The 24,731-nt window shown below is 46.6% G+C and carries 18 protein-coding genes; 5 read left to right on the top strand and 13 right to left on the bottom strand.

All coding sequences use genetic code 11. From position 1 onward, the window contains the following. Positions 1 to 87 precede the first annotated feature (87 nt). Positions 88 to 2,799, top strand: coding sequence for an aconitate hydratase AcnA (gene acnA, locus AB4Z45_RS03810; RefSeq protein ID WP_076271908.1), 2,712 nt, complete (start codon positions 88 to 90; stop codon positions 2,797 to 2,799). Positions 2,800 to 4,168: 1,369 nt separating this feature from the next. Here acnA and AB4Z45_RS03815 read toward each other — a convergent pair. Further along, positions 4,169 to 4,912, bottom strand: coding sequence for an IclR family transcriptional regulator (locus AB4Z45_RS03815; protein ID WP_076271916.1), 744 nt, complete (start codon positions 4,910 to 4,912; stop codon positions 4,169 to 4,171). 253 nt (positions 4,913 to 5,165) lie between these two features. Between AB4Z45_RS03815 and AB4Z45_RS03820 the strand changes: the two genes are divergently transcribed. Then, positions 5,166 to 6,221: an alpha/beta hydrolase gene (locus AB4Z45_RS03820; RefSeq protein WP_441907984.1), complete on the top strand. Its 1,056-nt coding sequence runs from the start codon at positions 5,166 to 5,168 to the stop codon at positions 6,219 to 6,221. A gap of 82 nt (positions 6,222 to 6,303) precedes the next feature. Next, positions 6,304 to 7,389 (top strand): Fe-Mn family superoxide dismutase, encoded by a 1,086-nt coding sequence (locus tag AB4Z45_RS03825; RefSeq protein WP_441907985.1) that lies wholly within the window; start codon positions 6,304 to 6,306, stop codon positions 7,387 to 7,389. A 269-nt stretch (positions 7,390 to 7,658) separates the two neighbouring features. Here AB4Z45_RS03825 and folE read toward each other — a convergent pair whose 3' ends face one another. The 8 genes from folE to AB4Z45_RS03865 all read right to left on the bottom strand — a co-directional run bounded on the left by folE (position 7,659) and on the right by AB4Z45_RS03865 (position 12,641). Next, a complete protein-coding gene (folE, locus tag AB4Z45_RS03830; protein WP_076268865.1) occupies positions 7,659 to 8,252 on the bottom strand; it encodes a GTP cyclohydrolase I FolE in 594 nt (197 codons plus the stop codon). A 36-nt stretch (positions 8,253 to 8,288) separates the two neighbouring features. After that, positions 8,289 to 8,510 carry a YneF family protein gene (locus tag AB4Z45_RS03835; protein ID WP_053372732.1) on the bottom strand — a complete coding sequence of 74 codons (222 nt, stop codon included), beginning with the start codon at positions 8,508 to 8,510 and terminating at the stop codon, positions 8,289 to 8,291. Positions 8,511 to 8,637: 127 nt separating this feature from the next. Then, positions 8,638 to 9,171 carry a methylated-DNA--[protein]-cysteine S-methyltransferase gene (locus tag AB4Z45_RS03840; RefSeq protein ID WP_441907986.1) on the bottom strand — a complete coding sequence of 178 codons (534 nt, stop codon included), beginning with the start codon at positions 9,169 to 9,171 and terminating at the stop codon, positions 8,638 to 8,640. Beyond that, positions 9,164 to 10,345, bottom strand: a complete 1,182-nt coding sequence (queG, locus tag AB4Z45_RS03845; RefSeq protein WP_441907987.1) for a tRNA epoxyqueuosine(34) reductase QueG — start codon at positions 10,343 to 10,345, stop codon at positions 9,164 to 9,166. Before queG ends, AB4Z45_RS03840 begins: the two co-directional genes overlap by 8 nt. Beyond that, on the bottom strand, positions 10,346 to 10,780 hold the full coding sequence (gene rnhA / locus AB4Z45_RS03850; RefSeq protein ID WP_339206864.1) for a ribonuclease HI: 435 nt from the start codon (positions 10,778 to 10,780) through the stop codon (positions 10,346 to 10,348). It abuts the gene before it with no gap. 150 nt (positions 10,781 to 10,930) lie between these two features. After that, positions 10,931 to 11,554 carry a signal peptidase I gene (gene lepB / locus AB4Z45_RS03855; protein WP_441907988.1) on the bottom strand — a complete coding sequence of 208 codons (624 nt, stop codon included), beginning with the start codon at positions 11,552 to 11,554 and terminating at the stop codon, positions 10,931 to 10,933. Beyond that, positions 11,551 to 12,108 carry a DUF402 domain-containing protein gene (locus tag AB4Z45_RS03860; RefSeq protein ID WP_441907989.1) on the bottom strand — a complete coding sequence of 186 codons (558 nt, stop codon included), beginning with the start codon at positions 12,106 to 12,108 and terminating at the stop codon, positions 11,551 to 11,553. The genes lepB and AB4Z45_RS03860 overlap by 4 nt, the downstream gene beginning before the upstream one ends. A gap of 110 nt (positions 12,109 to 12,218) precedes the next feature. Then, complete coding sequence (locus tag AB4Z45_RS03865) at positions 12,219 to 12,641, bottom strand: GNAT family N-acetyltransferase (RefSeq protein ID WP_076268861.1); 423 nt, start codon at positions 12,639 to 12,641, stop codon at positions 12,219 to 12,221. A 355-nt stretch (positions 12,642 to 12,996) separates the two neighbouring features. On the opposite strand from AB4Z45_RS03865, the gene AB4Z45_RS03870 reads away from it, so the two are divergent. Next, positions 12,997 to 13,608, top strand: a complete 612-nt coding sequence (locus AB4Z45_RS03870; protein ID WP_076268860.1) for a superoxide dismutase — start codon at positions 12,997 to 12,999, stop codon at positions 13,606 to 13,608. 382 nt (positions 13,609 to 13,990) lie between these two features. On the opposite strand, the gene AB4Z45_RS03875 is transcribed toward AB4Z45_RS03870, so the two are convergent. Continuing rightward, complete coding sequence (locus AB4Z45_RS03875) at positions 13,991 to 14,620, bottom strand: hypothetical protein (protein ID WP_441907990.1); 630 nt, start codon at positions 14,618 to 14,620, stop codon at positions 13,991 to 13,993. Between the two features lie 519 nt (positions 14,621 to 15,139). Between AB4Z45_RS03875 and AB4Z45_RS03880 the strand changes: the two genes are divergently transcribed. Continuing rightward, positions 15,140 to 16,036 (top strand): hypothetical protein, encoded by an 897-nt coding sequence (locus AB4Z45_RS03880; RefSeq protein ID WP_441907991.1) that lies wholly within the window; start codon positions 15,140 to 15,142, stop codon positions 16,034 to 16,036. A 119-nt stretch (positions 16,037 to 16,155) separates the two neighbouring features. Here AB4Z45_RS03880 and AB4Z45_RS03885 read toward each other — a convergent pair whose 3' ends face one another. The 3 genes from AB4Z45_RS03885 to AB4Z45_RS03895 form a co-directional block, all read right to left on the bottom strand. Then, positions 16,156 to 17,274 carry a S1C family serine protease gene (locus tag AB4Z45_RS03885; RefSeq protein ID WP_076268858.1) on the bottom strand — a complete coding sequence of 373 codons (1,119 nt, stop codon included), beginning with the start codon at positions 17,272 to 17,274 and terminating at the stop codon, positions 16,156 to 16,158. A 12-nt stretch (positions 17,275 to 17,286) separates the two neighbouring features. Beyond that, positions 17,287 to 18,540: an FxLYD domain-containing protein gene (locus AB4Z45_RS03890; protein WP_441907992.1), complete on the bottom strand. Its 1,254-nt coding sequence runs from the start codon at positions 18,538 to 18,540 to the stop codon at positions 17,287 to 17,289. Positions 18,541 to 18,711: 171 nt separating this feature from the next. Continuing rightward, positions 18,712 to 24,696, bottom strand: coding sequence for an S-layer homology domain-containing protein (locus AB4Z45_RS03895; protein ID WP_441907993.1), 5,985 nt, complete (start codon positions 24,694 to 24,696; stop codon positions 18,712 to 18,714). Positions 24,697 to 24,731: the final 35 nt, after the last annotated feature.

Raw genomic sequence — 24,731 nt, forward strand, 5'->3', positions numbered from 1 at the left:
TATTTTAACGATATACTATAGATATAGAAATTATGAAATAGTGTTTCACAGAATGAAACTCAGACTACAGTTAAAAGGAGAATGACGATGTCTACACAAAATCATTATTCAGTTCGCACAACGCTTGACGCTGGCGGCAAGTCTTATGCTTACTACCGTCTAGGCGGACTTGAAGAGCAAGGACTAGGCGATATTTCCAAGCTTCCTTTTTCAATTAAAGTATTGCTTGAGGCTGCTGTTCGTCAATTTGATGGACGCGCGATTACCCCTGAACATGTAAAGCAGCTTGCTACATGGGCTGACGGACGCGAAGATAAAGAAATTCCTTTCATCCCTGCTCGTATCGTTTTGCAGGATTTCACAGGCGTACCGGTTGTCGTTGACCTTGCTGCAATGCGCGACACTGTGAAAAAAGCAGGCGGAGATCCGAAAAAAATCAACCCGCTCGTACCAGTTGACCTTGTAATTGACCACTCGATCATGGTTGATGCATTTGGTTCACCTGAAGCACTTGAGTACAATACTAAAGTTGAATTTGAGCGCAACGAAGAGCGTTACCGTTTCCTTCGCTGGGCACAAACAGCATTTGATAACTTCCGCGCGGTTCCGCCAGGTACAGGTATCGTTCACCAAGTTAACTTGGAGTACCTTGCATCTGTTGCAGCTACAAAAACAGTTGACGGCGAAACAGTCGTATTCCCTGACTCCCTCGTAGGTACGGATTCCCACACTACGATGATCAACGGTCTAGGCGTAGTTGGCTGGGGCGTTGGCGGTATCGAGGCTGAGGCTGGTATGCTTGGTCAACCGCTTTACTTTGTAATGCCAGAAGTTATCGGCTTCAAATTGACAGGCAAACTTGCAGAAGGTTCAACAGCAACTGACCTTGCGCTTACGGTTACTCAAATTTTGCGTAAAAAAGGCGTTGTTGGTAAATTTGTTGAGTTCTTCGGTCCTGGTCTATCGAACATCAGCCTTGCTGACCGTGCAACAGTTGCCAACATGGCACCAGAATATGGCGCTACAATCGGCTTCTTCCCTGTTGATAACGAAACTCTTAGCTACTTGCGCCAAACTGGCCGCAATGAGGATCTTATTGAGCTTGTTGGCTCTTACTACAAAGCGCAAGACATGTTCCGTACAGACGAGACTCCAGATCCAGTATTCTCGGATGTTGTTGAGCTTGATCTTTCGACAATCGTTCCTTCCCTTGCAGGCCCGAAACGTCCTCAAGACCGCGTAGAGCTTACTGCAATGAAGGAATCCTTCAATAGCATCATCCGCACACCGATTGACAAAGGCGGCTACGGTCTGTCCGATGAGAAAATCGAGCAGTTCGTTACTGTTAACCATAATGACGGCCAAGTTAGCCAAATGGGTACTGGCGCAGTCGTTATCGCAGCTATTACAAGCTGTACGAACACTTCGAACCCAAGCGTAATGGTTGGCGCTGGTCTAGTTGCTAAGAAAGCAGTAGCACTTGGACTTAAGAAACCTGCTTATGTAAAAAGCTCCCTAACACCGGGCTCGCTCGTTGTTACGGAATATTTGACAAAAGCAAACCTAATCGAGCCGCTTGAAGCACTTGGCTTCCACGTTGCTGGTTACGGCTGTGCGACTTGTATCGGTAACTCCGGTCCACTTCCAGACGAAGTAAGCAAAGCGATCATCGACAATGACATGACCGTATCTGCTGTACTTTCCGGTAACCGTAACTTTGAAGGCCGTGTCCATGCACAAGTAAAAGCAAACTATTTGGCTTCTCCGCCACTAGTTATCGCTTATGCGCTTGCTGGAACGACTAACATCGATTTGACAACTGATCCAATCGGTTTCACTGAAGACAACAAGCCTGTATTCCTAAAAGATATTTGGCCAACGTCGCAAGAAATCAACGACGCAATGACAGCTGCGCTTAACCCGCAAATGTTCCGTGACAAATACGAAAACGTATTTACACAAAATGAGCGTTGGAACGCAATTTCGGTACCTAAGGGCGAAAGCTACGAGTGGGATGCAAAATCAACTTACATCCAAAACCCGCCGTTCTTCGAAAACCTAAGCTCCGAGCTTTCTGATATTAAAGATATCCATACAGCAAACGTACTTGCTCTTATGGGCGATTCCGTAACAACGGATCATATCTCACCTGCTGGTAACATCACAGTTAACAGCCCAGGCGGTCAATACTTGATCGAAAACGGCGTTAAACGCGAAGACTTCAACTCTTACGGCTCGCGTCGTGGTAACCATGAAGTTATGATGCGCGGTACGTTTGCGAACATTCGTATTCGTAACCAAGTGGCTCCAGGTACAGAGGGCGGCGTAACGACTTACCTTCCAACAGATGAAGTAATGTCGATCTACGATGCATCGATGAAATATCAAAACGAAGGCAAAAACCTTGTCGTTCTTGCTGGTAAAGAATACGGTACTGGTAGCTCGCGTGACTGGGCTGCAAAAGGTACATTCCTACTAGGCGTCAAAGCTGTTATCGCTGAAAGCTTCGAGCGTATTCACCGCTCCAATCTGGTTGGTATGGGCGTATTGCCACTCCAATTCCCAGAAGGTCAAGGCTGGAAGACGCTTAACATCACTGGCCGCGAAACATTCGATATCGTTGGCTTGTCAAATGACGTTACTCCAGGCTCGCAAGTTACCGTTACGGCTACTCGCGAAGACGGCACGACATTCGACTTCCCAGCAATTGTACGTCTTGACTCGGTAGTTGACGTTGATTACTATCGCAACGGCGGTATCCTGCAAACTGTACTTCGTCAAATGATCGCTAACATGTAATAATCTGCGCATATCCTGCGCTGTATCAAAAAGAGCTTTGCCGATTCGTCGGCAAAGCTCTTTTTTCGTTTGTTATTAAGCAATGGCGTTGTTACTTGCTTCTTATTATTTGTTTCATGTTATGTTTTACGTGTTACCTGTCACTGTACGCTGGAACAATTTCCGCGGCCTATGCTTGGCTCGTGGCTCCAGTACCTCCAAACATGCTCAATCAATCATTATGAGTTTAAGCATGATTGCACAGCCAACACCTTAGTCATGCTCCCCTCCGAGAGCAGGCGCGCCGCTAAATCATCAGTCTTAGTCACGCTTGTAGTGTCATAGCATAGCCTCACTTTTTCGCGCAAAACTTCATCTAACCGACATAGGAGCACAGCCACGCTCCCCTCCCAGGGCAGGCGTGCAGCTACAACAATCACATTAGTCCTCAACTGTACTTCAAGAGTCATTGCTCCACTTTATCGCACAAGGCCTCATCTAACGGACATAGGATCCGTTATTTACTACAAATAACGTCCACAACAAATTTAACGGACATACGATCCGCTAATTGTCCTATTTCGAGCATAAACCTACCTTTTGTAGCCCAATAGCGTACCCTATGTCCGTAAGCCTCCCCAAAAAGGGGGATTCGAAGCAAATAACGTATCTGATGTCCGTTACAGCAAGTTTGGTTACTCAAGCTCCTAATTCCAACCTTCTTTTACTTCAAATGCTCATTATGAGTTTGAATAAATAACAGCCAGCAATCTAGCCACGTTCCCCCTCCCAAAGGCAGGCTTGCAGCTATCACGTTATCCCTGTAGTTTAAGTTTGAACCAAATTACAGCCAACAACTAGCCACTCTCCCTCGCAGAGTAGGCACGTAACTATCACAATCTCATTAGTCCGCAACTGCTCTTGAGTGCCATAGCTTCGCTATTATCGCATAATGCTCATCTTAACGGACATAGAATCCGTTATTTATTACAATTTACGTCCACAACAAATTTAACGGACATACGTTCCGCTATTTGTCCCATTTCGAGCATAAACCTACCTTTTTAAGCCCAATAGCGTATCTGATGTCCGTTAGCTACCCCAAAAGTAAGGAAAAGGAGCAAATAGCGTATCTGATGTCCGTTACCCTCTCTAAAAAGCAAAAACACAGGAGCATCCGCTCCATCCGATTTGATGACTCAATTCTGCAATTCATAAGCTACAATCTCGCTTGGAGCATAAATACTAGTTTTAGATGCAGCAACCGCTCGCTAAGCAACATCCCAGCAATGGCGTAGCTTAAACGGGATACACTACCCAACGCCCCTAATGTGTTTAAACAAAAACAGCAGGCCCGAGGATTACCTCATGCCTGCTGTTTCTTTTATGACTATAGAATCATCGTACCCATCCGTTTGGCGGACTCCATCATGACCGGGGCGTATTCCCTCATCGTGTCCATGGTCATCCTGCTGGCAGGGCCCGACACGGATAATGCAGCAGCGAGCTTGCCGGTACGGTTAAAGATAGGCGCAGAAAGCGCCGCTGCTCCCGGTTCCCTTTCCTCGAAGCTTGTGGCATATCCCTGCATACAAATCTCTTCGAGCTGCTGCTTGTATTGATCCAAATCCAGAGAGTACAGCCAAGCTGGATCTCCAAAAATGCTTTCCTGTACGATCGGATCTGAATAAGCGATTAGCACCTTGCTTGATGCACCAGCATAAAGCGGCAGTCTCACGCCTACAGGCGCTACCCGCCTAACGGGTTGATTGCTTTGCACGGCTTGCATACGAATCCGCTCAGAGCCGTCTCTTACGTATATGCTAACGGTCTCGCCCAGCTGGTCGCGTAAACGCTCCATCTCAGGCAGCCATATTGTTGCTTGATCATCTGAACGTGATAAATGGGCTGACAGCTCCCACATTTTTAAACCCAAATGATATCGGTCTGTCGAGCGATCGCGCTCGATGAAGCCTTTCTCTTCGAGCGTGGCGAGCATCCGGTGCACCGTGCTTTTGTGCAGGCCAACCTGTTCGGCAATCTCAGTCATTGCCCAGTCTGTTTTTGAAATAAAACACAGCAATATATCAAGCGCCCGATCCACTGCTCGAACCGTAGATTTTCCATCTTCCATGCAGCCACAGCTCCCTCTCCAAAAGTTTCATCCAATGAAACCGATTCTCATTCAGTATAACTCATCGCTTCCATTATCGTAAAGAACAGTTGTTTACATTACAGTAATATTACAAATGATTAACATTACCTCGACAACAATTGACAGGCTTATAGGACCGGACTACGATAAAAGTACTAGATAAGAAAAGCGCTTACAACGTTCCGAATAGATGAGTCTAATGGACGGTTACTTACAGAGGGAGGACAACGACATGAGCACGACTATAATGACACCCTTGCCACTTGAAGGCGGATTTCCAAAAAACCTTCATCCCTTCCCGCTTGGCGATTCGGATAACCTGTCCCAATTGCGCAAAACCAAAAGCCGCAGCAAGCATTTGCTGGTTGCTTCCATTGCTTCCCTCACAGCAATGTGTTTGATTGCTGTCATTATTTTTCATGGCTATGTCGCATGGATGCTTGCATACCCTTATGTAGCCCCACTCTCCTCTAATCCGCAAGCGGCTATCGGCCTAGATTACGAGGATGTCATTTTCCCTAGCAAAAGCGGAAATACGACAGTCAGCGGCTGGTTCATCCCTGCAGAGAGTGATGCAAGCGAAGCGGCTCCTTCAGCACGAACTGTTGTTTTCAGCCACGGTTATGGCGCTAATCGCGAAGAATCATGGGTACCGATGTATGAGCTCTCGAAGCTGCTGCACGGTTTAAACTATAATATATTGTTGTTTGACTACGGCTATGCATCTAAGGAGTACAAAGCTCCGGCCACTGGCGGCCTTGAGGAGTCACAACAGCTGCTTGCTGCAGTAGATTATGCAAAATCACGCGGAGCGGAGGACATCGTCGTCTGGGGCTTCTCAATGGGTGCAGGAACGGCACTGCAAGCAGGACTGCAGACCGATGACATTGATGCCATGATACTCGACAGTCTTTTCATCCCGAGCCCCGAGGCATTATTTGATAACTTGAATCAATTTATTTCATTGCCGCAATTCTCTTTGCCGCTTATTGAATCGATGATCCCCCTTTGGACGGGTACAAGCTTTGGATCTATTCCGGCAAGCGAGGTTTTATCTAACGTTTACGATATCCCGTTATTTATCATCCACGGCACAGAAGATTCAAAGGCGCCTTACCAAACCGCAGAAGCTATTGCTGAAGGGCAAGGCAACGTTCTATCTCGCTCTTGGATCGTTCCCGAAGGCAAGCACGAATTGCTGTTCCAAGTTCATCCGAGCGAATATATCCAAAGAGCAGCCTTATTTCTAAGCCAAGTTGATCAACAGCTCCAAGCAGAACGAACATAATAATGAAGCACGACATAAGCCCGCTTACGAGCGAATACATCTAACATAGATGCATTTGTTGCGAAAAAGGGAGGCGATGGTCGTGCTTTTTGTTTATGGAACGCTCATGCCCGTTCGCGTAATGGAATTAGTTAGACATTGGAAGCTGCAAGAGAAAGAGCATATCGCTGTTATTTTGCAGGCAGCGCCTGAGATGGAACGCCAGTATGTTCAGCTTCTCCAAGCATGGGAGCCTGTTTTCTCCAATACCGCTCAATATACTAATCAATGGCTGGATGAATGGCTTCCCATTCCGTCACGCTTGCCATCCTATATGGAACAAACGATTGAAGCGGTTGTAGAGACATCTCTTGAACAATCAAGAACGTATGTCGATCAACTCAGGCAGCTAACCGAGCGCACCGCGTCGGCTTCTTCTGATGTCACCAAATCCGTCATCTCTCACGCCATTCGTGAATCCAACTATTATATCGGCTTAATGAGCTCCTATCGACAAAAGGTAACCAGCTCAGGCAATAATCAGCACCGTACAATTGTCCAGCAAGTCCCCATCGGGGGACATACACTGCCTCCTCTGCCCTATGCTTACAGTGCCCTCGAGCCTTATATCGATGAGCATACGATGCGAATCCATCATGATATACACCATCAGTCCTATGTCGATGGTCTAAATGAAGCGGAATTGCAGCTCAAAATCGCACGCGAGACGAATCAATTTGAGCTGGTTAAGCATTGGGAGCGAGAGCTTGCTTTTAACGGTGCCGGCCACTACTTACATACTCTATTCTGGAGCATCATGACGCCCTATGGTGGTGGTGAACCGATAGGAGCTCTCAGCCAGCAAATCCGAAATGATTTTGGCAGCTTCTCCGCCTTTAAGAATCAATTCAGCAAGGCAGCGGCGAAGGTGGAGGGAAGCGGCTGGGCGATTCTAGTTTGGAGTCCACGCAGTAGCCGGCTTGAAATATTAACCGCAGAGAAACATCAGAATTTATCACAATGGGATGTTGTGCCTTTGTTGGCCTTGGATGTGTGGGAGCACGCCTATTATTTAAAACATCAAAACAAACGGCCTGAGTATATTCAAGATTGGTGGAATGTCGTGAATTGGACGTTCGTTAGTGATCGATTTGAAGAAGCTCGAAAGCTCGTGTGGGTGCCATTTTAATCTATTTAGCAAAAAAAGCCCGACACGGGAGCTGGGGACTAACCCCGGTTCACTGTCGGACTTTTTCAAAATATAAGAAAGTATATCATTTTCTCATACTTATCTTATATTTCTCCGTCAAAGCTGCTTCAGCGTCTAAGGACGCCGAAGGCGTTTTTGCTTGAAATATAAGAAAATATATCATTTTCTCATACTTATCTTATATTTCACCGTCAAAGCTGCTTCAGCATCCAAAGGACGCCGAAGGCGTTTTTGCTTGTTTATATCGTCTATTGCTTTAATAATGTCAAAAACTCGGAGCGAAGCGCAGGATTACTGCGGAAGTCGCCTCTTACCGCCGACGTTACGGTCATGCTGCCAGGTTTCTTCACCCCGCGTGAGCACATGCACAAATGCTCGCCTTCCACGACGACCATGACGCCATGCGGCTGCAGCTCCTCAGTAAGGATATCCGCAATTTGTGATGTAATCCGCTCTTGCACCTGCAGGCGGCGAGTAATCGCCTCTACGAGTCTAGCAAGCTTGCTAAGACCAGCGATTTTGCCGCTAGGAATGTAGCCAATGTGCGCTTTTCCGAAAAACGGCGCCATATGATGCTCGCACTGGCTGTAATAAACGATATCTTTTACAATGACAAGCTCTTCATGCTGTTCATCGAACGTAACGCCCAGCACCTCACGAGGATCAACCTCATATCCGGCAAAAATCTCCTCATACATTCGAGTCACACGAGCGGGTGTTTCCAGCAAGCCTTCACGCTCTACATCTTCACCGACAAGTTTCAATATTTCTCTTATGTGATGTTCAATTTGCTCCCGGTTGCTCGAAACACTCGAATTGACGTAATCTTTCTTTCCCGCCATTTCTGAACTCTCCTTCCGGTCCCCCCGCGTCTTTCTTTATCTGCGAGGCATCTTTTGGTTTTTCATCATGTGCTGCGCTTTTTGCATTTGCTGCTTATTCAGATTGTAGCCCATTTGCTTCGCCATCTTCTGAATCATTTCTGGATCATTTTGCATTTTCTCAAGCTGCTTCCGCAGATAGAATACGCCTACAAAAAAGCCCCCAACAGCTCCTGCAATTAAAGTTACAATTGGTACAACAATGTTCACCCACGACATACCTTTCACCTGACCCTTTCCAAATCTCCTGCTGTGTATAATGTTCCCATGATAGCATGTTCACCTCTTGTTCGCAATGAACATGCTGACGCTCCGCTTAACCTTTTTGTGACAATTTTTGATGCTCTTATTTCGCACTCTTTTCCAGATTAAGCAGCGCGATTTTATTAGGAAGACCTCCGCCATAACCAATCATTTGGCCGCTTGCCCCAATCACGCGATGACAAGGCACGATGATCGAGACAGGGTTGCGGTTGTTCGCTCCACCTACAGCACGCATAGCTCCAGGCTGATCCAGCATCACAGCGATATCCTTATAAGTACGCGTTTCCCCATAAGGGATTTGCTGCAAAGCTGCCCACACCTTCTGCTGAAACGGTGTGCCATACATTTGAATAGGCAGATCGAATTGCTGAAGCTCTCCGGCAAAATAAAGCGCCAACTGCCTTGCTGCTTCATTCAGCTGTTTATTAGAGGCTGCTTCGACCCGCGTAATATCCGCGCCAACGTGCCCAAATACACGCTTCGTCCACTGCTCTAGTTTCTCTAAAGCCGTATCGTAAGGAGCAAAGTCCAAGTGGCAAATCCCTTTGTCCGTTGCCGTTAACGTCATCGGCCCGATAGGCGAATCGATCTCAGCCGCATAAAGTCGTTCACTCACTTGCGCCACCTGCTTCCAAGTTCTCTTCTGGAATCGTGCTTAATTGGGCAATGGCATTCGCAATCGCCTGCAGTGCTTCCTCGTCCGTTTCCTTCACTGATGTTCCAAGCAAAGCAGACTTTGCCTGCTCGCCGCCAATTCGCGCAAGCGACCATGCAGCTGTTCCGCGGAGCACCGGGCGAGGATCCTGCTCCAGCACCTTGATCAAATCCGGCACTGCGCTAGCCTCTTTAAAGTTGCCGAGCGCGATTACTGCATTGCGCTGAATCGGCTTCTTGCCCCGCCAAGCGGAGGATGTTCGGCCATATCTGGCTTGAAACTCCTTGTTGCCTATCGTTAGAAGCGGAACGAGCAGCGGCTTTACTAATTCCATATCCGGCTGCAGCTCTGGTTGATGCGTCCAGTTTTTGCCGCGGTTTATCGGGCAGACCGTCTGGCAAGTATCGCAGCCATAAAGCCGATTGCCGATTTTTCGCATGAACTCGTCCGATATCATTCCCTTCGTTTGTGTGACAAAGGAGATGCAGCGGCTTGAATTCAATTGACCCGGTCCAACTAGTGCATCCGTCGGGCAAGCGTCAATACATTTGGTGCAGCTGCCGCAGCTTTCCGTTATCGGTTCATCCGGTTCAAATGGAACATTGGTAATCATCTCACCGAGGTAAATCCACGAGCCGAGCTCAGGCGATATGATCGCGCAGTTTTTTGCGCTCCAGCCAATGCCTGCACGCTCAGCAACGGCGCGATCCGACAATGCGCCGGTATCGACCATGCTTTCCACTCGCAAATCCGGCATCCGCTCCCTTAGCCATACTTCCAGCTTAGCAAGCCGATCACGCAACACTTTATGGTAATCTTCTCCCCAAGCCGAACGTGACATAATGCCTCGCCTTGCACCCGGCTCTGATTTAGGAGGGTCCTTCAGCTTGGATGGATAGGCAATGGCTATTGCAATAATCGACTGCGGATTTTCAAACAACAGCGCTGGATTCGTTCTTTTCTCAATGTCAGGCTCCTCGAAGCCAGACTCTCTTCCGAGCTCGCGGTGCCTAAGCAAAATTTGCTTTAATGATGTGAATGGATTCGCCGAAGCGATCCCTATCTTGTCGATGCCGAGGCTTGGTGCCGCCGCAATCATCTCTTCCTTCAGCTTTGCCCATCTATCTGTCATCATCTATAACCTTTTAATTGCTTCACGAGCCAGCTCGTCACAACGATTATTCCATTCATTATCGCTATGGCCTTTTACCTTTACGTATTCTACTTTATGACGCTGCATAAGCTCCCAAAGCGCTTTCCAAAGCTCTTGGTTCTCAACAGGTTCCTTCTTGCTGTTCTTCCAGCCGTTGCGCAGCCAGCCGTGTATCCAGCCTTTCTGGAAGCAATTCACGACATATGCTGAATCACTATACACCGTCACCTTACAGGGCTCCTTAAGCAGCTTCAACCCTTCGATTACTGCTTGGATTTCCATACGATTGTTCGTCGAGTGTTTCTCTCCACCTGAAATTTCCTTCTGATGAACGCCAAAAAACAGCACCGCTCCCCAGCCGCCCGGCCCCGGATTGCCGGAGCATGCACCGTCCGTATAGATCATAACGTCCTTCATAAGAATCCCTCCTAAAGGTTTGCGAATGCAAACCTACTTCGTAAGCATCTACTTAAAGTTTGCGTTAGCAAACTTACTTCGTAAGCAGCAGCGTAACGTTGCACATGCAAAATTACCTCGTCAGCACCCAGCTTCTCAAACACAAAGTGATTAAAGCGCTCTTATCTTTTTGTAAGGCCATAAAATATAATCGGCTCTGCCGCGAATCAGCTCTTCTGGCACCGCGTGAAACGTCCGGCTGTCCAAGCTCGCCCTAGCATGTCGATTATCCCCCATTACAAAATAGTTTCCTTCGCTAATTACTTCAGGCCCGTAGCTCATATCTTCTATTAATGAATCCGTGTAAGGCTCGTCCACTAGCTCGCCGTTACGGTACAATTGTTTATTATGGATTTCGATACGATCACCGGAAACCCCAACGATCCTTTTTACAAGAAACTTTTCCTCGTCTTCCCCCATATCCGGTTCCTTCAGAATAACGACATCACCAACCATCGGCTTGCCGACCAGGTATACAAATTTATTAACAAACAGCCACTCATGCTCCGTTAACGTCGGCTCCATTGAATGACCTTCTACCTTCGAGAGGTTAAATACAAAAAAATGCAGAAGCAGCACCACAGCAAATGCAACAACCAATGTTTTCGACCAATCAAGCAGTTCTGCGAGCCAATTGGAGCGATTGCTTGCAACAGTATGGGCAGATAATCCCGCATCCACACTGATTCCTGCTTTTTCATTACTTGGCTTGCGATTCTGGTCCTCAAGGCTCATTGTTCCACCTCTTCACTTCGTTTCAGCCAATCCTCATAATACTTCAGCACAAGCTGATCCTGAAAAGGCGATTGCCCTTGATCCATCCGCTGCAAAAGCGCATCAAGACCCTCATGCACCTTTTCTTCGACCATTTTCGGATAGTGGTAAGCCGCTTTGTGCATTTCATATTCATCTTGATCGACGACCGTTCTTCCACCATCAACTGTACGAATAACGTCCAAATCGTAATCGATATAGGTAAGCACATCACCCTGAATGTACAGCGGTGAGGCAATATTGCAATAATAGCGGACGCCTCCGTCCTCTAGCAGAGCCACTACATTGTACCACTGTCCTGGTATAAAAAAGGAGACTGCTGGGACGCGGCTGATCCATATCTTACCATCAGACTCTTGAATCGGCGTTTGGCGGTTTATGAGCACCTTAATGGATTCCGCTTTATGCTGCTCGTCAAGCAGCTCATCAGGCACAAGCCAATTCTGTTGCCATATACGGTGAATGTGACCGTTATGTTTGAAGCTTTTGATGACACAGTGCCGATATGGTTCCATCCCGTTCTCCTCATAAATGTATATAGTAATAAGAAAAGCATATCTGACCGCCAAAAGCAATGGCGATGCAGATATGCCCTGCGTACAACTTACATGCAGTAAAGTTCGCGTTAACCAGCTACAATGCTCAATTTCTGAAAAGATCTGATAAAATCGTTGGCTACATACCCCATCGACTCGTACAGCGGTAAAACTGGCTCGTTGTGCTCGTCCGCGGTAATTAGTATCTTTGTGACACGGCGCTGTTCGAAGCGCTGGCGCAATGCCTGGATAAGCGTTTTACCGATTCCTTTCCGCCTGTGGAGAGGAGATACAGCAATTCGATAATAATAACCTTTGTTATTATCAATCGTACCGATAATCATGCCCACAATTTCGGAATTTTCGACAGCGACTAATACTAAATCACTATCCCATGACAACTGGCGGGCAAAAGCTTCCATCGTTTGTTCGTAGCACTCTTCTGTTAGAACCTCTTCAAGCAGTGCTGTAATTGATCGGTAATCGGACAACTGGAAGGAACGAACATTCATTAAAATTACACCTTCTATACCATGTCATAGTATTGCATTTAAAATATATTACGACAAAATTAAACGAAATCCTGCTTCAATCTTTAATATTCCTTAAAAAAATTAAAGAAATCATCAATTATCTCATGTAAACGCTTAATATTAAGCGCTTACAACAATTTAATCCATTTATTTCTCTATAAATGCAGTTCTATCTTCCTAATCTGTATATTTTAGCTAGCGTCGAGATACCCTATTTTAGGTTATGTTTGATCGTTTTAGCCCATTCGACTTTTGAAACAATAATGTTGATTTATTCAATCGGATAAGGGATAATGGACATGGATAACTACATATAATTAGGAGGCTGTAAAAAATGGCACATCAACTACCTGCTTTGCCGTACGCGCACAACGCACTTGAGCCGCATATCGATGCGACTACAATGGAAATTCACCACGGCCGTCACCATAACGCTTACGTGACTAACCTTAACGCTGCTTTGGAGTCCGCTCCAGAATTGCAAAGCAAATCAATCGAAGATTTGATCTCCGATCTTGCTAGCGTTCCTGAAGCAATCCGTACTGCTGTTCGCAACAACGGCGGCGGACATGCTAACCACAGCTTGTTCTGGGAAACAATCGCTCCAAACGCTGGCGGAGCACCTACTGGCGCTCTTGCAGCAGCAATTGAAAGCGAGCTAGGCGGCTTTGAAGCTTTCAAAGCTGACTTCGCAAAAGCAGCAACAACACGTTTCGGCAGCGGCTGGGCATTCCTAGCAGTTGCAAACGGTAAATTGAAAGTATACAGCTTGCCAAACCAAGACAGCCCGATCATGGAAGGCGAAACGCCAATCCTAGGTCTTGATGTATGGGAGCACGCTTACTACCTGAACTACCAAAACAAACGCCCTGATTACATCGCAGCGTTCTGGAACGTAGTTAACTGGGATGAAGTTGGCAAACGTTACGAAGCAGCTGTTAAATAATATTGTTTTTCCAAACCGGCGCTTGCCTCTTTAATGAGGCAAACGCCGGTTTTTTTTATTTTTTTTGGTGCGTATAAGGTTGCTGGGTGTTGGAGTGCAAAGTTGCTTAAGTGCAGAGAAAAGAGTGGAATGTTTACAATGTGCATAAGGCGCGGGTGTTGGAGTTGGGTTACGATGCTGCTGCTGATGAGCTTAGGGTGCAGGAAGTTGAAGTACAACTTTGCCTATCTGCTAAGGTTCAGGGAGTTGAATTGTAACACTGACAATGCTCCTATGGTGTTGGGAGTTGAAGCACAACTCTGACAAGGTGCTTATGATACAGGGAGTTGAAGCACAACTCAACAATTTGCTTATGATACTCGTTAATTGCCGGCGTATTTTACTAATCCAACAAGCGTATGATTTCTTTTGCGTAAGTGTCCCAAGCTTTGTTATCGGTGTTGATTTCTAGAGTAGGAATGACTGAGTTTGCTGCTGCTTTTCGCAGTTTCAATTGAGTTGCTAGCAGTTCATCTGCTGCTGCTTTAATTTCTTCACTACTCTTACTCAACCATTCATCAGGCGTGCGGCTTTGAATTCTTAGTTCGGCTATTTCCGGAGATATCGTTAATAAAGCACATTTTGCCCCAAAGTGTAAGAGTTCCTTTTCGATAGCTTCAATTTCATTATTTTTTTTATCAGAATAGGCAACTCTATGATTTAAATGAAACCTTTCTAGTATAAAGAATACACCTCGCGAGCCGCGTGAAGCTCTCCCAAGCTTTGTTGACCATTCATCTAATTGCTTCAGCATAGCAACTCTTTCATTCAACAATTGGAGATGCTCTTCGTGACTTGATGTTATAAACTTACCACGCACGTTGTGCAGCACCTGAGAATAATGCTCGCTTAAAACGATAACACTTCGCTCTGCTGATTCGTCCTGCGCTTGCATTAGCTTTAACGACTTCAATACAGATGTTTTACCCGCATGCGAAAATCCTTCCAAAATAATGCCCCGCAGCTGACTCACCTAACGACCACCTTTTGTAAATATTTTCATACCATTATATAGGGACAGTTTCGCTATAGGCAAATATATACAAAAGATAGACATAGTGAGGCAGAGTGTATTCATTTATTTTCCGACTAGCTTGCCTGTAACTGGATAAAGGTTAGGTTAATCTCATTAGTATCATAGGAGCTTCTACCTTCAATAAAGGTTAGATTGCACTCTCCTTACGGACATAGGTTCCTCTATTTGGCGAAATTTACGCAAATTGAAGTTTTAACGGACATAGGATCCTTTATTTGCTGGAATTAGGGCCAATTGAGCTCATTTTGAGGGTAATAACGTATCCTATGTCCGTTAGTAGGCTAAACTTGCGTTTTAAGACAAAATAGCGGAACTGATGTCCGTTAAAAGCTCAACCAGATTACTAGTTCCCTTTTACTCCCGCCTCATACGCACACTCACCTCGTAGGCATTTGCCGCATACGCTACAGTAGGATAAATGCCTAATTTGCGATGTGAAGGAGTCTGAGTACTCTCATGGAATATACTTATGCTAATAATGTGAATTCTCGTCCAGCTAGCAAGGGCTGCGGTTGTGGTGGACCTCGAATGATCACGCCAACGCCTCAGCAAGGCGGGTTTGGGCCAGGGGGACCCGGCGGCTTTGGCCCAGGGGGACCCGGCGGCTTTGGGCCAGGGGGACCCGGCGGCTTTGGCCCAGGGGGACCCGGCGGCTTTGGGCCAGGGGGACCCGGCGGCTTTGGGCCGGGGGGACCCGGCGGCTTTGGGCCGGGGGGACCCGGCGGCTTTGGGCCGGGCGGTCCCGGCGGCTTTGGGCCGGGCGGTCCCGGCGGCTTTGCGCCAGGGGGACCCGGCGGCTTTGGGCCAGGGGGACCCGGCGGCTTTGGGCCGGGCGGTCCCGGCGGCTTTGGGCCAGGGGGACCCGGCGGCTTTGGGCCAGGGGGACCCGGCGGCTTTGGGCCAGGGGGACCCGGCGGCTTTGGGCCAGGGGGACCCGGCGGCTTTGGACCGGGGGGACCCGGCGGCTTTGGGCCTGGGGGCTTCTGGATCGGTGGGCCATGGCTGTTCCCGCCTGCGGGACCGCAGGCGACCGTAACGGTTCTCATAAACGGTGGAAGAGCGTTTCCTAGCATAACTGAGGCGTATCGCATTCCTTTCCGACCGGGTTTGAGCATCTATCAGGCTCTAGCGGAAACGGGGGTTGTCAGCTTCAGCTTTAATGGTCAAATTAATTCCGTTAGCGGAGTCCCTATTGGCGGCAATACCAGCTATCAACTTATACTGAACGGACGCGTAATTCCAGCATCGCTGCTCAGCTTCCCGCTTCAGCGCAATGACTCTGTAGCACTTGAGCTCTTTTTAAGCCCTGTTTTGCGCGAGAATGAAATCGAAAATACAAGCATAGAAAATTAATTAGAACTGACGATTTATCGATATACTCCTCATTAAAGACGCCCCACAGCTATACAAAAAAAAGCTAGAAAAAGCGGTCTCCCCTGACCGACTTTTTCTAGCTTTTTAAAGTTATGCTTTTACTTAATAGCCTTACCTTTGCCGCTCAGCAGCTTTAATTGATCGTTCTCGTAGCCGACCTCATAGGTTACTTGGTATTTGCTTAACACATATTTGCCTTCGACCCGCTCATCTACTGAAATAACAGCGATAACGGTAGCTTTGTCTTCCCTGCTCTCCGTCACATGCATATTTTCGATGACCACATTCAGCGTCCCCAAGTAACCTGCCCTGAACTTCTCGTAGCTCGTCCCTTCCTTCCAATTGCCGCCTAGCAATGAATAAGCATAAACATAATCGGCATTGTTCAGACTGTCATAAAAATGAGTAACGAGATAATCAGCATATTCCTCAATCTTCGCTTCATCTTCCATCTTCAGTTCCTTATCCGAAAGCTCCAGATCAGGCAGCTTAGTCATCGGTTTAGTAGACCAGCCTTCAGCGATATCGATTACGTTCGCAATGGGGATACTGAAGCCAATTGAACCTTGCTCATAACCGGCAGAGTTTATGCCAAGCACCGATCCCGTTTTCTGATCAACGAGCGGTCCACCGCTGTTACCAGGAGCAATTGGCGCAGAAATTTGATAGAGATCCGAATACAAGTAGGAATCAATTTTGAACGTTCTTCCTAGTCCGCTGACAATACCGGTAGTAACCGTATTTTGAAATCCGAGCGGACTGCCAACAGCAAGCACTTCGTCTCCGACTTCCGCTCTTTCTTTACGCTCTACCTGCAGCGGCTCCGTTCCAGCCAGTTCCTTCACACGAACAACCGCAATATCCGTTTCCGTGCTAATGCCAATGACTTTTCCGTCCAGCTCCCGCGCATCCGCCGTTTTAATTTTCACAGTATGGGAGCCAGCGACGACATGCGCATTCGTAATGAGATCCCCTTGCTTATTATAAAGGAAGCCTGAGCCTTGATCCCCGTTTTCATTTTCAATCATGACGACCAGCTTCTGCGTTTCAAAAATAATATCCTTAAGAGACTTCTGCTTCGTCTCATCAGCTACCGCAAGCAACGGCTTTCCCGTCAGCCTGTTTGGCACCTCTGAATGAATGGCTAACGCAGCAGCCAATCCTCCACATACAATGAGAGTAGAAGCGATGACGCTAATCCAAGCTCGTTTTCTCATCACATCTTCCCCTTAATCCAAATACCAAGTCGCGTGATCAACGACGACGGTTGTATTCTCTACATAAACCCCATATACCGTACTATTAAAGGTGATTTTCTGGCCTGGATCAACATAATCCGGCGTCGCCTCTGCCTTGCCCTTGCCTACCTCTTTGCCGTCAGCATCGTAGACGATAAATTGAACGCTAATCGAATAAATAGGCCGTGTAGCGGCATTTTTCAGCTCGCCTACTATATTTAAATCTCCGAACTCATCGAGCGTCGATTCGATTTTAACAACCTCGACGGCTGCCGTCTGATTTTTTAGATCCTCTGCTGCAGCCTGCTGCATCGCTTGCTCTAATCTTCGCTGTTCCCTTTTCTCGTAATCAGCCTGTGCATCAGTTATCTTTTTGGCCAGTGATATAATCCGCTCATTATCCTTGGCAAAAAGCAGCGCTCGGTCCGTCAGTGCCAACGCATCCGAATAGTTTTTTTTCTTAAGCAATGCTTCGGCATCCTTATAGCTTATATCGACGATTTTGGCGACAATTTGCTCTTTTACAGCTAGCGCCTCTTCACCGTCTAATTGATTCGCAATGTTAAGCCTTGACTCAAGCTCATCCACTGTATTCAGACCTGCCAGTTCTTCCGTCAGCCTCATGACACCAAGTTTAACGTTATAGTCGTCAAGCTGATGCTTAATCTTTATATAGATTGGCTCTTTATGACCCTTTAATTCACCGTTAATCCGCTCCAGTGTCTGTTCTGCCTCTTCAAGCTTACGCTCCTCCAGCTGCTCCCCCGCAGCTGTAATTGACTGTGCCAGCTCTGCGACAAGGGCAACGATCTCCGCATCCTTCTGCAGAGCGCCAAAGCCTGGACGCGCATCCGAGGCTTCCTGCAGCAGTTTCTGCGCTTTGTCATATTTCCCTGCCAGCGCCTCCGCCTTCGCCTCAACATGAAGCTTGATGACCCTATCATTTATTTCGGATTGATATATATAGTAACTAAATACAGAACCAGCGGTAACAAGTGCTAAAATGATAGGCATCAGCCATGCCAAAATAGAGCTCTTAGCTCTACGTCTCCGCGTTTTTTTAGGCTTGCCCGGCTGCTGGCTTGTTGCATCTATCTCTACAGAAGCAGCCCGCTCCGATAACAGCATAGCTCGCTCAGTACTTAGAGCCGCTGCAGCTTCTTCTCCATCAGCAAGCAATCTGCCGCACTGGCTGCAATAAATGGCATCATCCGTCTGTTTTTTTTCACAATGATGGCAATACACTTCCGTTCATCCCCCAGCCCACGTTTCTCTCTAAACATATCTATCTATTCTATATCAAAAAGTAAATGATCTCCATTTTTTTATAGTGGGAAATGGAGCCATATTTTAAAAAAGCAGCCTATCATGGTCACAATACACTGTGAACAGATAGGCTGCTTCTATTAATGCTCTTTATTTCACGCTATCATTGATGCTTTCGATCCATTTTTCGCTGCCGTCTTCATTGCGCTCAGCTTTGTGTGAGATCGTTGCTTCCTGTACATCGCCAAAGCCCCAGTGGCTTTGCGGCATATCAGGGAACAATGGGGCCAGTCCCTGAAGCGGTCCGCGATAAAGCATACGATTGATCATCGTAACTGCTTCAACACGAGTAATTTCTTTTTTCGGCTTAAAGCTTCCATCCGGATAACCGGTTAAAAACTTGCCGTTAAACAAAGCTTCGATCGTGTCTGCTGCCCAGTAGCCTGAAGTATCGTTAAAGTGGGCTGTCGCAGGCGCGCTCACTTCAAGCTTGAGGAACCTTGCCATAACCGCTGCAAGCTCTCCTCTTGTAACTGCCGCATCTGGACGGAAAGAGCCGTCTTCGTATCCGCTGAAGTAGCCGTTTACCGTAACGCTTTGGATGTAGTTCGTCGCCCAGTGACCTTTGCGAATATCGCTAAATGAAAGCGGCTCTTCCACTTTCTCGTTTCCAGATAGTCTTGCAACAATGGCTGCAAGCTCCGCACGAGTAAGTGACCCTTCTGACTTGAATTCCTTATCTGGGTATCCAAGAATATAACGAGTATGAGTAAGCTCCCCGAAGCGATCTGAGAATACATTTACTTTTACTAATGATTGGACAGTGGCATTATTCCCGATAAATTCACCCGAAATATCGAATGCCGTATCTGCTGCTTTCATAAGCGGCCATTCAATAACTATTTTGAAGCTGTTGCCTTGTCCGCCAAGCACGTTGGTCACTTTCCATACGATGGTGTTGTCAGTTACTACTCCGCCAGCTGCATCCGCAACAACTGCGCCCGCAGGAATCTTGACCTTAATTTCTCCTGCTGCCATTGGACTGCTGGAGTTGTTTTTGTAATCCACCGTTATGGTTGACTTTGTTCCTTCTTTTACTTTGTTCTTGTCTACTGAAAGAGTAAGCGCAGGATTGGCAGATGGAACATTTGCCTCAAAAGGCGTCAGCTCTAGATCATGTTTGACAATCTCCCATTCAACGGAGAGAACTGGGCTTTTATAGTTATAGAACCCATTCTTCATTATGCCAAGATAATAGTCCGTTTCTGGATACACCATATAGGCATAGAAACCGTGTGCATCAGTCAGCTGTTCTGGACTCGCATTGTCATTTGGTGCAAAACCAACGAGAGCCGGCAAAACAACCTCCGTGTTAGGTATAATCCCTTTGCCTTTATTTCTTGCTGTGTCCGCGTAATAAAGGACAACGGATGCACCTTCAATTACTGCTTTTGTAACCGAATTAGTAACCGTTCCATATGGATCGACAAGCGCCTCAGAAATATTCATTTCCCCTGAAGCCGTTACTTTGACCCCTGCATGGCTGAAAATAATTTCCTTGCCAGGTTCAACTTCATATCTAATTTCCAGCTCGTATTCTCCAATAGCAAGCCCATTCGCATTAAATACGCCTTGCGGGCTAAGTGCAAATGCTTTCGGAGCTCCGCCTTCGGAAATGTAGCTGCCATCCGCTTGTTTCAAATAAATATTTGTTTTAGCAAGCAGATCACTGTTAAACAACGAGGACTTGCCATCTGGCTGCTTAAGCAGCACGATACCTGTTACCGTTTTCTCGGATTCAAAGTTTTCTTCGCCTGCTCCTGTTACTTCACCAACTTGAGCCGATTGCTTATAGGTTACAGGTGTAGGAACGCCGCCAACATCAACCGTTTGCGTCACTTCCAGCTCATAAACGACATCGCCCTTCGGAACCACGACATAATAAGCTCCGCTAGCATCGGTAATAACCGTTTCATCAAAGTCTGTTCCTGGAGTGATAACGCCGTCGCCATCTAGATCAAGCGTTACGCGAACACTTGCGCCAGCGATTGGCGAATTCGTATCTCCCTTTGTAATAAAGCCTTTAACTGCAGCAGGCAAGAAGGTAATGATGATCTCATCCTGCGCCTTTAAGCCAAGCTCTTTATTGTACACATTTGCTTGAATCGGAATCTGCTGCTCGTTGATGCCTGTAATTTGCTGTGATTTGTACGTAACCTTCGCTATTCCTTGCGCGTCAGTTACCGCAGTGTTTCCACCAACAAACGTCCCTTTACCAACAGGAGCTTCAAAAATAACCGTTACATCTTTATTTGGAGTGCCATCTGCATTTGTTAGCAATGCTGATAGCTCGGTAGTTGATTTGCCATCGCCCAAAATTTTCTCTGGACTTGCGGTTAACGCTAGTACCGCTTTAACCACTTCAAAGCTGTTATCCGCTAATTTTGTCTCTGAAGGCAATAAGGCTCCTTCAACGTCCAGTGCCCTGAATGTAACTTCGTACTTGCTTGCTGTTGTTAATTCAGGAAGTAAATACGTTGTATTTTCCCACTTCTTATAGCCGTCTGCCACGAAGGTATCCTGATTGACAAGCGTAAGCGGTACGATAATACCGTTCACATTCGCCGTAACGCTCTTAGCAAGCAAGGAACTGACAGCACTCAGCTTAAGCTGCTCGCCTGGAATGATTTTTAATACCTTTGATTCGCCCTGCGCTTTGTCTCCGGCCCATCCATCGAGCGCTCTATGAATATTAATCGTCACCGTTGCAGGAGCTGAAACTTGATTATCTCCATCCGTTACAGTGTACGTAAAGCTATCCTGTCCAGATATGAAATCTGAACCCGGTTTATAGATCCATGTATCACCTGATACATTGTAATCGGCAGGCTCTAGCGTACCTCTGCCTGGATTGCTCTCTAAACCGTAAACAAGCTTCGTAACTGTCTCGCGATCTGAACCTTTAAAAACAATAATAATATCAGTTGTGCCTTCGGCAACATTTACAGTGATTGGTTCTGCAACCGGCTTGCCGTTGTAGCCAATCGCGATTGCAGCAGCCGCTTCTGCAAATTGTTTCCCATCGCTGCCCCTCCAACCAAATTCAACCGTGCTTCCTTCTGCTAATGAGGTTGAAGGCTGGAATTTCAGACTTTCCAAATCGCTTTTTGCAATGATTTCAGTACTGCCTGGCATCAAATAGACTGACTCACCAACAGAAGGTGTGTACCAAAGCGTTCCGCTCTGATTGAAATTTGCTGGAACAATAATCGCAACTTCTTTCAGCAAATCGCCATCTGCATCTGTGTAACGAGGCGATTCCGTGAAATCCGTTGTTTTAAAAGCAATAATTTCACCAGAAAGTCCCGCTTTTACAATGTCATCTAAGACTGGCGGAGTGTTAATGGTAATCGTGACCTTCTTGTTTTCCTTCGCATATTGCTTGCCGTCCGAGCCGTTCCAGTCGAATGTTACTGAACCCGTCACGCCTGCAGCAGGCACAAAGGTTAAGCCATCTAAGTCACTTGCTTTAATGACAAAGCCGGCAGTCGTAATGTCATAAGCTGGGCCATTGCCTATTTGAAAAACAAGCTTGCCTTTTGCAGGATCTGGGAGCGATACAAGCTTCACTCTGCTTAAGCTCTCACTGTTGGAATCACTGTACGAATCCGTAAAGTCCTTAATTGCAAAAGGCACCGTGCCACCTTTCAATATTTCCTTGTTAATCTGTTCTACCGTTGGAGCAGCATTCGCTTTAATAGTTACCGCAGCTGGCTGCTTCGCGTATTTCGATCCATTATAACCATTCCAATTAAATGCTGCCGTACCTGTGAATCCAGCATCAGCTGGAACAAAGGATAACGTATCCACTTCTCCGATCGCAATTTCATCACCGGCTTCAACTGCCTTGCTGCCTAGGAACAATGAGCCTTGTCCCACTGCTGGCAGAGTAACTATCTTCACACGCTGAAGTCCATTGTAATTAGCAGCACCGTTTGCTTTCGCATATTGGCTTCTAAACTCGTCAGCTGTAAAAGCAGTCGGCTCATATTGAAGGCCGTCCTTCGCAATGTTGCTAACGACAGGGTCGTTCGTATAAGTAATGCTCACATTTGCTGGTGTTAAAGAATACTGTTTGCCGTCAAATCCATCCCAAGTGAAGGCAACTGTGCTTTCTTCCGCCAAATTTGCAGCTGGAACGAAACGCAGCGTATTTAATTCCGTTAAAGAAATTTCAGTATTAGAAGATACTACGTAGTCCACCCCTTCGGATGTATAACGCAGCTTTCCGCTATTGGAAAAGTTGGCTGGCAGGCTAATACGTACTTTTGTCAGTGCATCGCCATCCGCATCGCTATATGCATTCGCATTAGTGAAATCGGTAGCTTTCATTTGAACCGTATTGCCAGCTATAGCTGCAAAAGAAATGTTACTAACAATTGGCGCCGTATTAATAGCAATGGTCACTTGCTTATTATCCTTCGCATACTGAACGCCGTCTGAGCCATTCCACTCAAACGAAGCTGTACCGCTGGCATTGCTCGCAGGAACAAAGCTCAGCTTGCCCAAATCAGCTGCACTGATTTCATCGCCCACGGCCACAGCTGCAGCAGAACCACCATTTGTAATCATCAGCTTACCGGCAGCTGGCGCCGGCAATGAAACGATTTTCACCTTGCTTAAGTTTTCCTTTGGCAAAGTTGCATCCGTATACTGGCTTGTGAAATCTGAAGCTGTAAATGTTAGTGTTTCACCTTGATTAATAGCCTTATTTATATCTTTTACAACAGGAGCGGCATTTGCAGTAATCGTTACCGTCCCATCGATAGCCGCGTACTTGCTTCCATCATAGCCATTCCACTTAAATGAAGTCGTGCCCGTTAAACCTGCTGCATCTGGAACGAAGGTCAATTGAGCGACATCTGCCTTAGCAATTTCGTCATCTAATTTAACATCCACTCCTGCAAGCTGGAGCTTGCCGCCGCTTGGAAGCGAAACGATTTTCACTTTTTCAAGCTTAGCAGCTTGTGCTTCACCTGTTACGCGATAATATTTGCTGCTGAAGTCCGTTAGCGTAAAATTCGTTGGCTCGTATTGAGGTCCCGCTTTTGCAATATCTTTTACCGCAGGGTCAAACGTAGACATCGAATAAATATGCTGAGCTGTTCCAGGCTCATTCTTATCTGGCTGCTTGTCGAACAATATAATATTTACCGTGTATTCTTTGCTTGGATCTGCTCCAGGAGCATTAAGTACAATGTTGTCCCATTTCTGCTCGGTTCCTTGCTTGGAGCCGCTAAAGTACTTCTGCGACAAATCCAAGTTTTTCTCCCTAATCTCATTGCCGACTTTCGTTTTCTCAATGACATTGACTTCCATATAGAAGTTTCCGTCTTTTTTAGGCAAGAAACCTGTATTTATCGTTACTTTGTCTTTCGTAACAGCAACAGCGGCTCCGGTAATTTCTCCGGTCTCTCTCACGCCGCCGTCAATGACAAGCTGACCCCAATCGATGGTCGTCACCCAGCCGCTGTTGAAATTAGAAGTATTCATGAAATAATGATGTACGGAAATGCCAACATATAAATCCTGATTGGCGACGATACTATTCCATTGATCCGGTTTAATTTCCAGAACGGTTGTATTCCACACATTATTTTTTCCGGATAAAGCACCCAAGTTAAATGCTTGAGGGAATTCCTTCTTGTATGTATCAGACCCAAAATTTGCTGGCCATGGGGTTGTAGGTGCACCTAATGCAATATCTGCAGGGTTAGATGAGAAATATACACGGTCCCACTCGCCTGTACCGCTTTTGTTTGATTCATCGTATTCGTCTACATCAAGAGCCCGTATAAGCATATAAGCACTTTTTGTAGGTTTGGCTTTAATGTCTTTAATTTTAAATTCGATTGGATAAAGAGCCATATTGTTCCCCGTGCTGCTGTCTAAATCGCCGTCAGCTGCACTGTTCGCAGCTCCGCCGCCCCAGTTATCCGTACCAGTAAAATAAGTCGCTCCTGTATCAATCGCTGCAGCACTTGCTGCGTATGGAACAGGGAAAAGCTGAACGAGCAGCACCGCAAATGCCATAAATGCGGTAAATAACCGTTTTCGCCACAGTCTGCTGTTCATTCGACCTCTGTTCCTAGAACTTCTTGGTCCCATAG

This window comes from Paenibacillus sp. MCAF9 (assembly GCF_052114265.1).
In the GTDB taxonomy this organism is placed as follows: Bacteria; Bacillota; Bacilli; order Paenibacillales; family Paenibacillaceae; genus Pristimantibacillus.

Bases quoted from the DNA above. Each gene is read 5' to 3' on its own strand.
- acnA (WP_076271908.1), top strand. From the start codon at position 88: ATGTCTACACAAAATCATTATTCAGTTCGCACAACGCTTGACGCTGGC.
- AB4Z45_RS03815 (WP_076271916.1), bottom strand. From the start codon at position 4,912: ATGGAAGATGGAAAATCTACGGTTCGAGCAGTGGATCGGGCGCTTGAT.
- AB4Z45_RS03820 (WP_441907984.1), top strand. From the start codon at position 5,166: ATGAGCACGACTATAATGACACCCTTGCCACTTGAAGGCGGATTTCCA.
- folE (WP_076268865.1), bottom strand. From the start codon at position 8,252: ATGGCGGGAAAGAAAGATTACGTCAATTCGAGTGTTTCGAGCAACCGG.
- AB4Z45_RS03835 (WP_053372732.1), bottom strand. From the start codon at position 8,510: ATGTCGTGGGTGAACATTGTTGTACCAATTGTAACTTTAATTGCAGGA.
- queG (WP_441907987.1), bottom strand. From the start codon at position 10,345: ATGATGACAGATAGATGGGCAAAGCTGAAGGAAGAGATGATTGCGGCG.
- rnhA (WP_339206864.1), bottom strand. From the start codon at position 10,780: ATGAAGGACGTTATGATCTATACGGACGGTGCATGCTCCGGCAATCCG.
- lepB (WP_441907988.1), bottom strand. From the start codon at position 11,554: ATGAGCCTTGAGGACCAGAATCGCAAGCCAAGTAATGAAAAAGCAGGA.
- AB4Z45_RS03860 (WP_441907989.1), bottom strand. From the start codon at position 12,108: ATGGAACCATATCGGCACTGTGTCATCAAAAGCTTCAAACATAACGGT.
- AB4Z45_RS03865 (WP_076268861.1), bottom strand. From the start codon at position 12,641: ATGAATGTTCGTTCCTTCCAGTTGTCCGATTACCGATCAATTACAGCA.
- AB4Z45_RS03870 (WP_076268860.1), top strand. From the start codon at position 12,997: ATGGCACATCAACTACCTGCTTTGCCGTACGCGCACAACGCACTTGAG.
- AB4Z45_RS03880 (WP_441907991.1), top strand. From the start codon at position 15,140: ATGGAATATACTTATGCTAATAATGTGAATTCTCGTCCAGCTAGCAAG.
- AB4Z45_RS03885 (WP_076268858.1), bottom strand. From the start codon at position 17,274: ATGAGAAAACGAGCTTGGATTAGCGTCATCGCTTCTACTCTCATTGTA.
- AB4Z45_RS03895 (WP_441907993.1), bottom strand. From the start codon at position 24,696: ATGAACAGCAGACTGTGGCGAAAACGGTTATTTACCGCATTTATGGCA.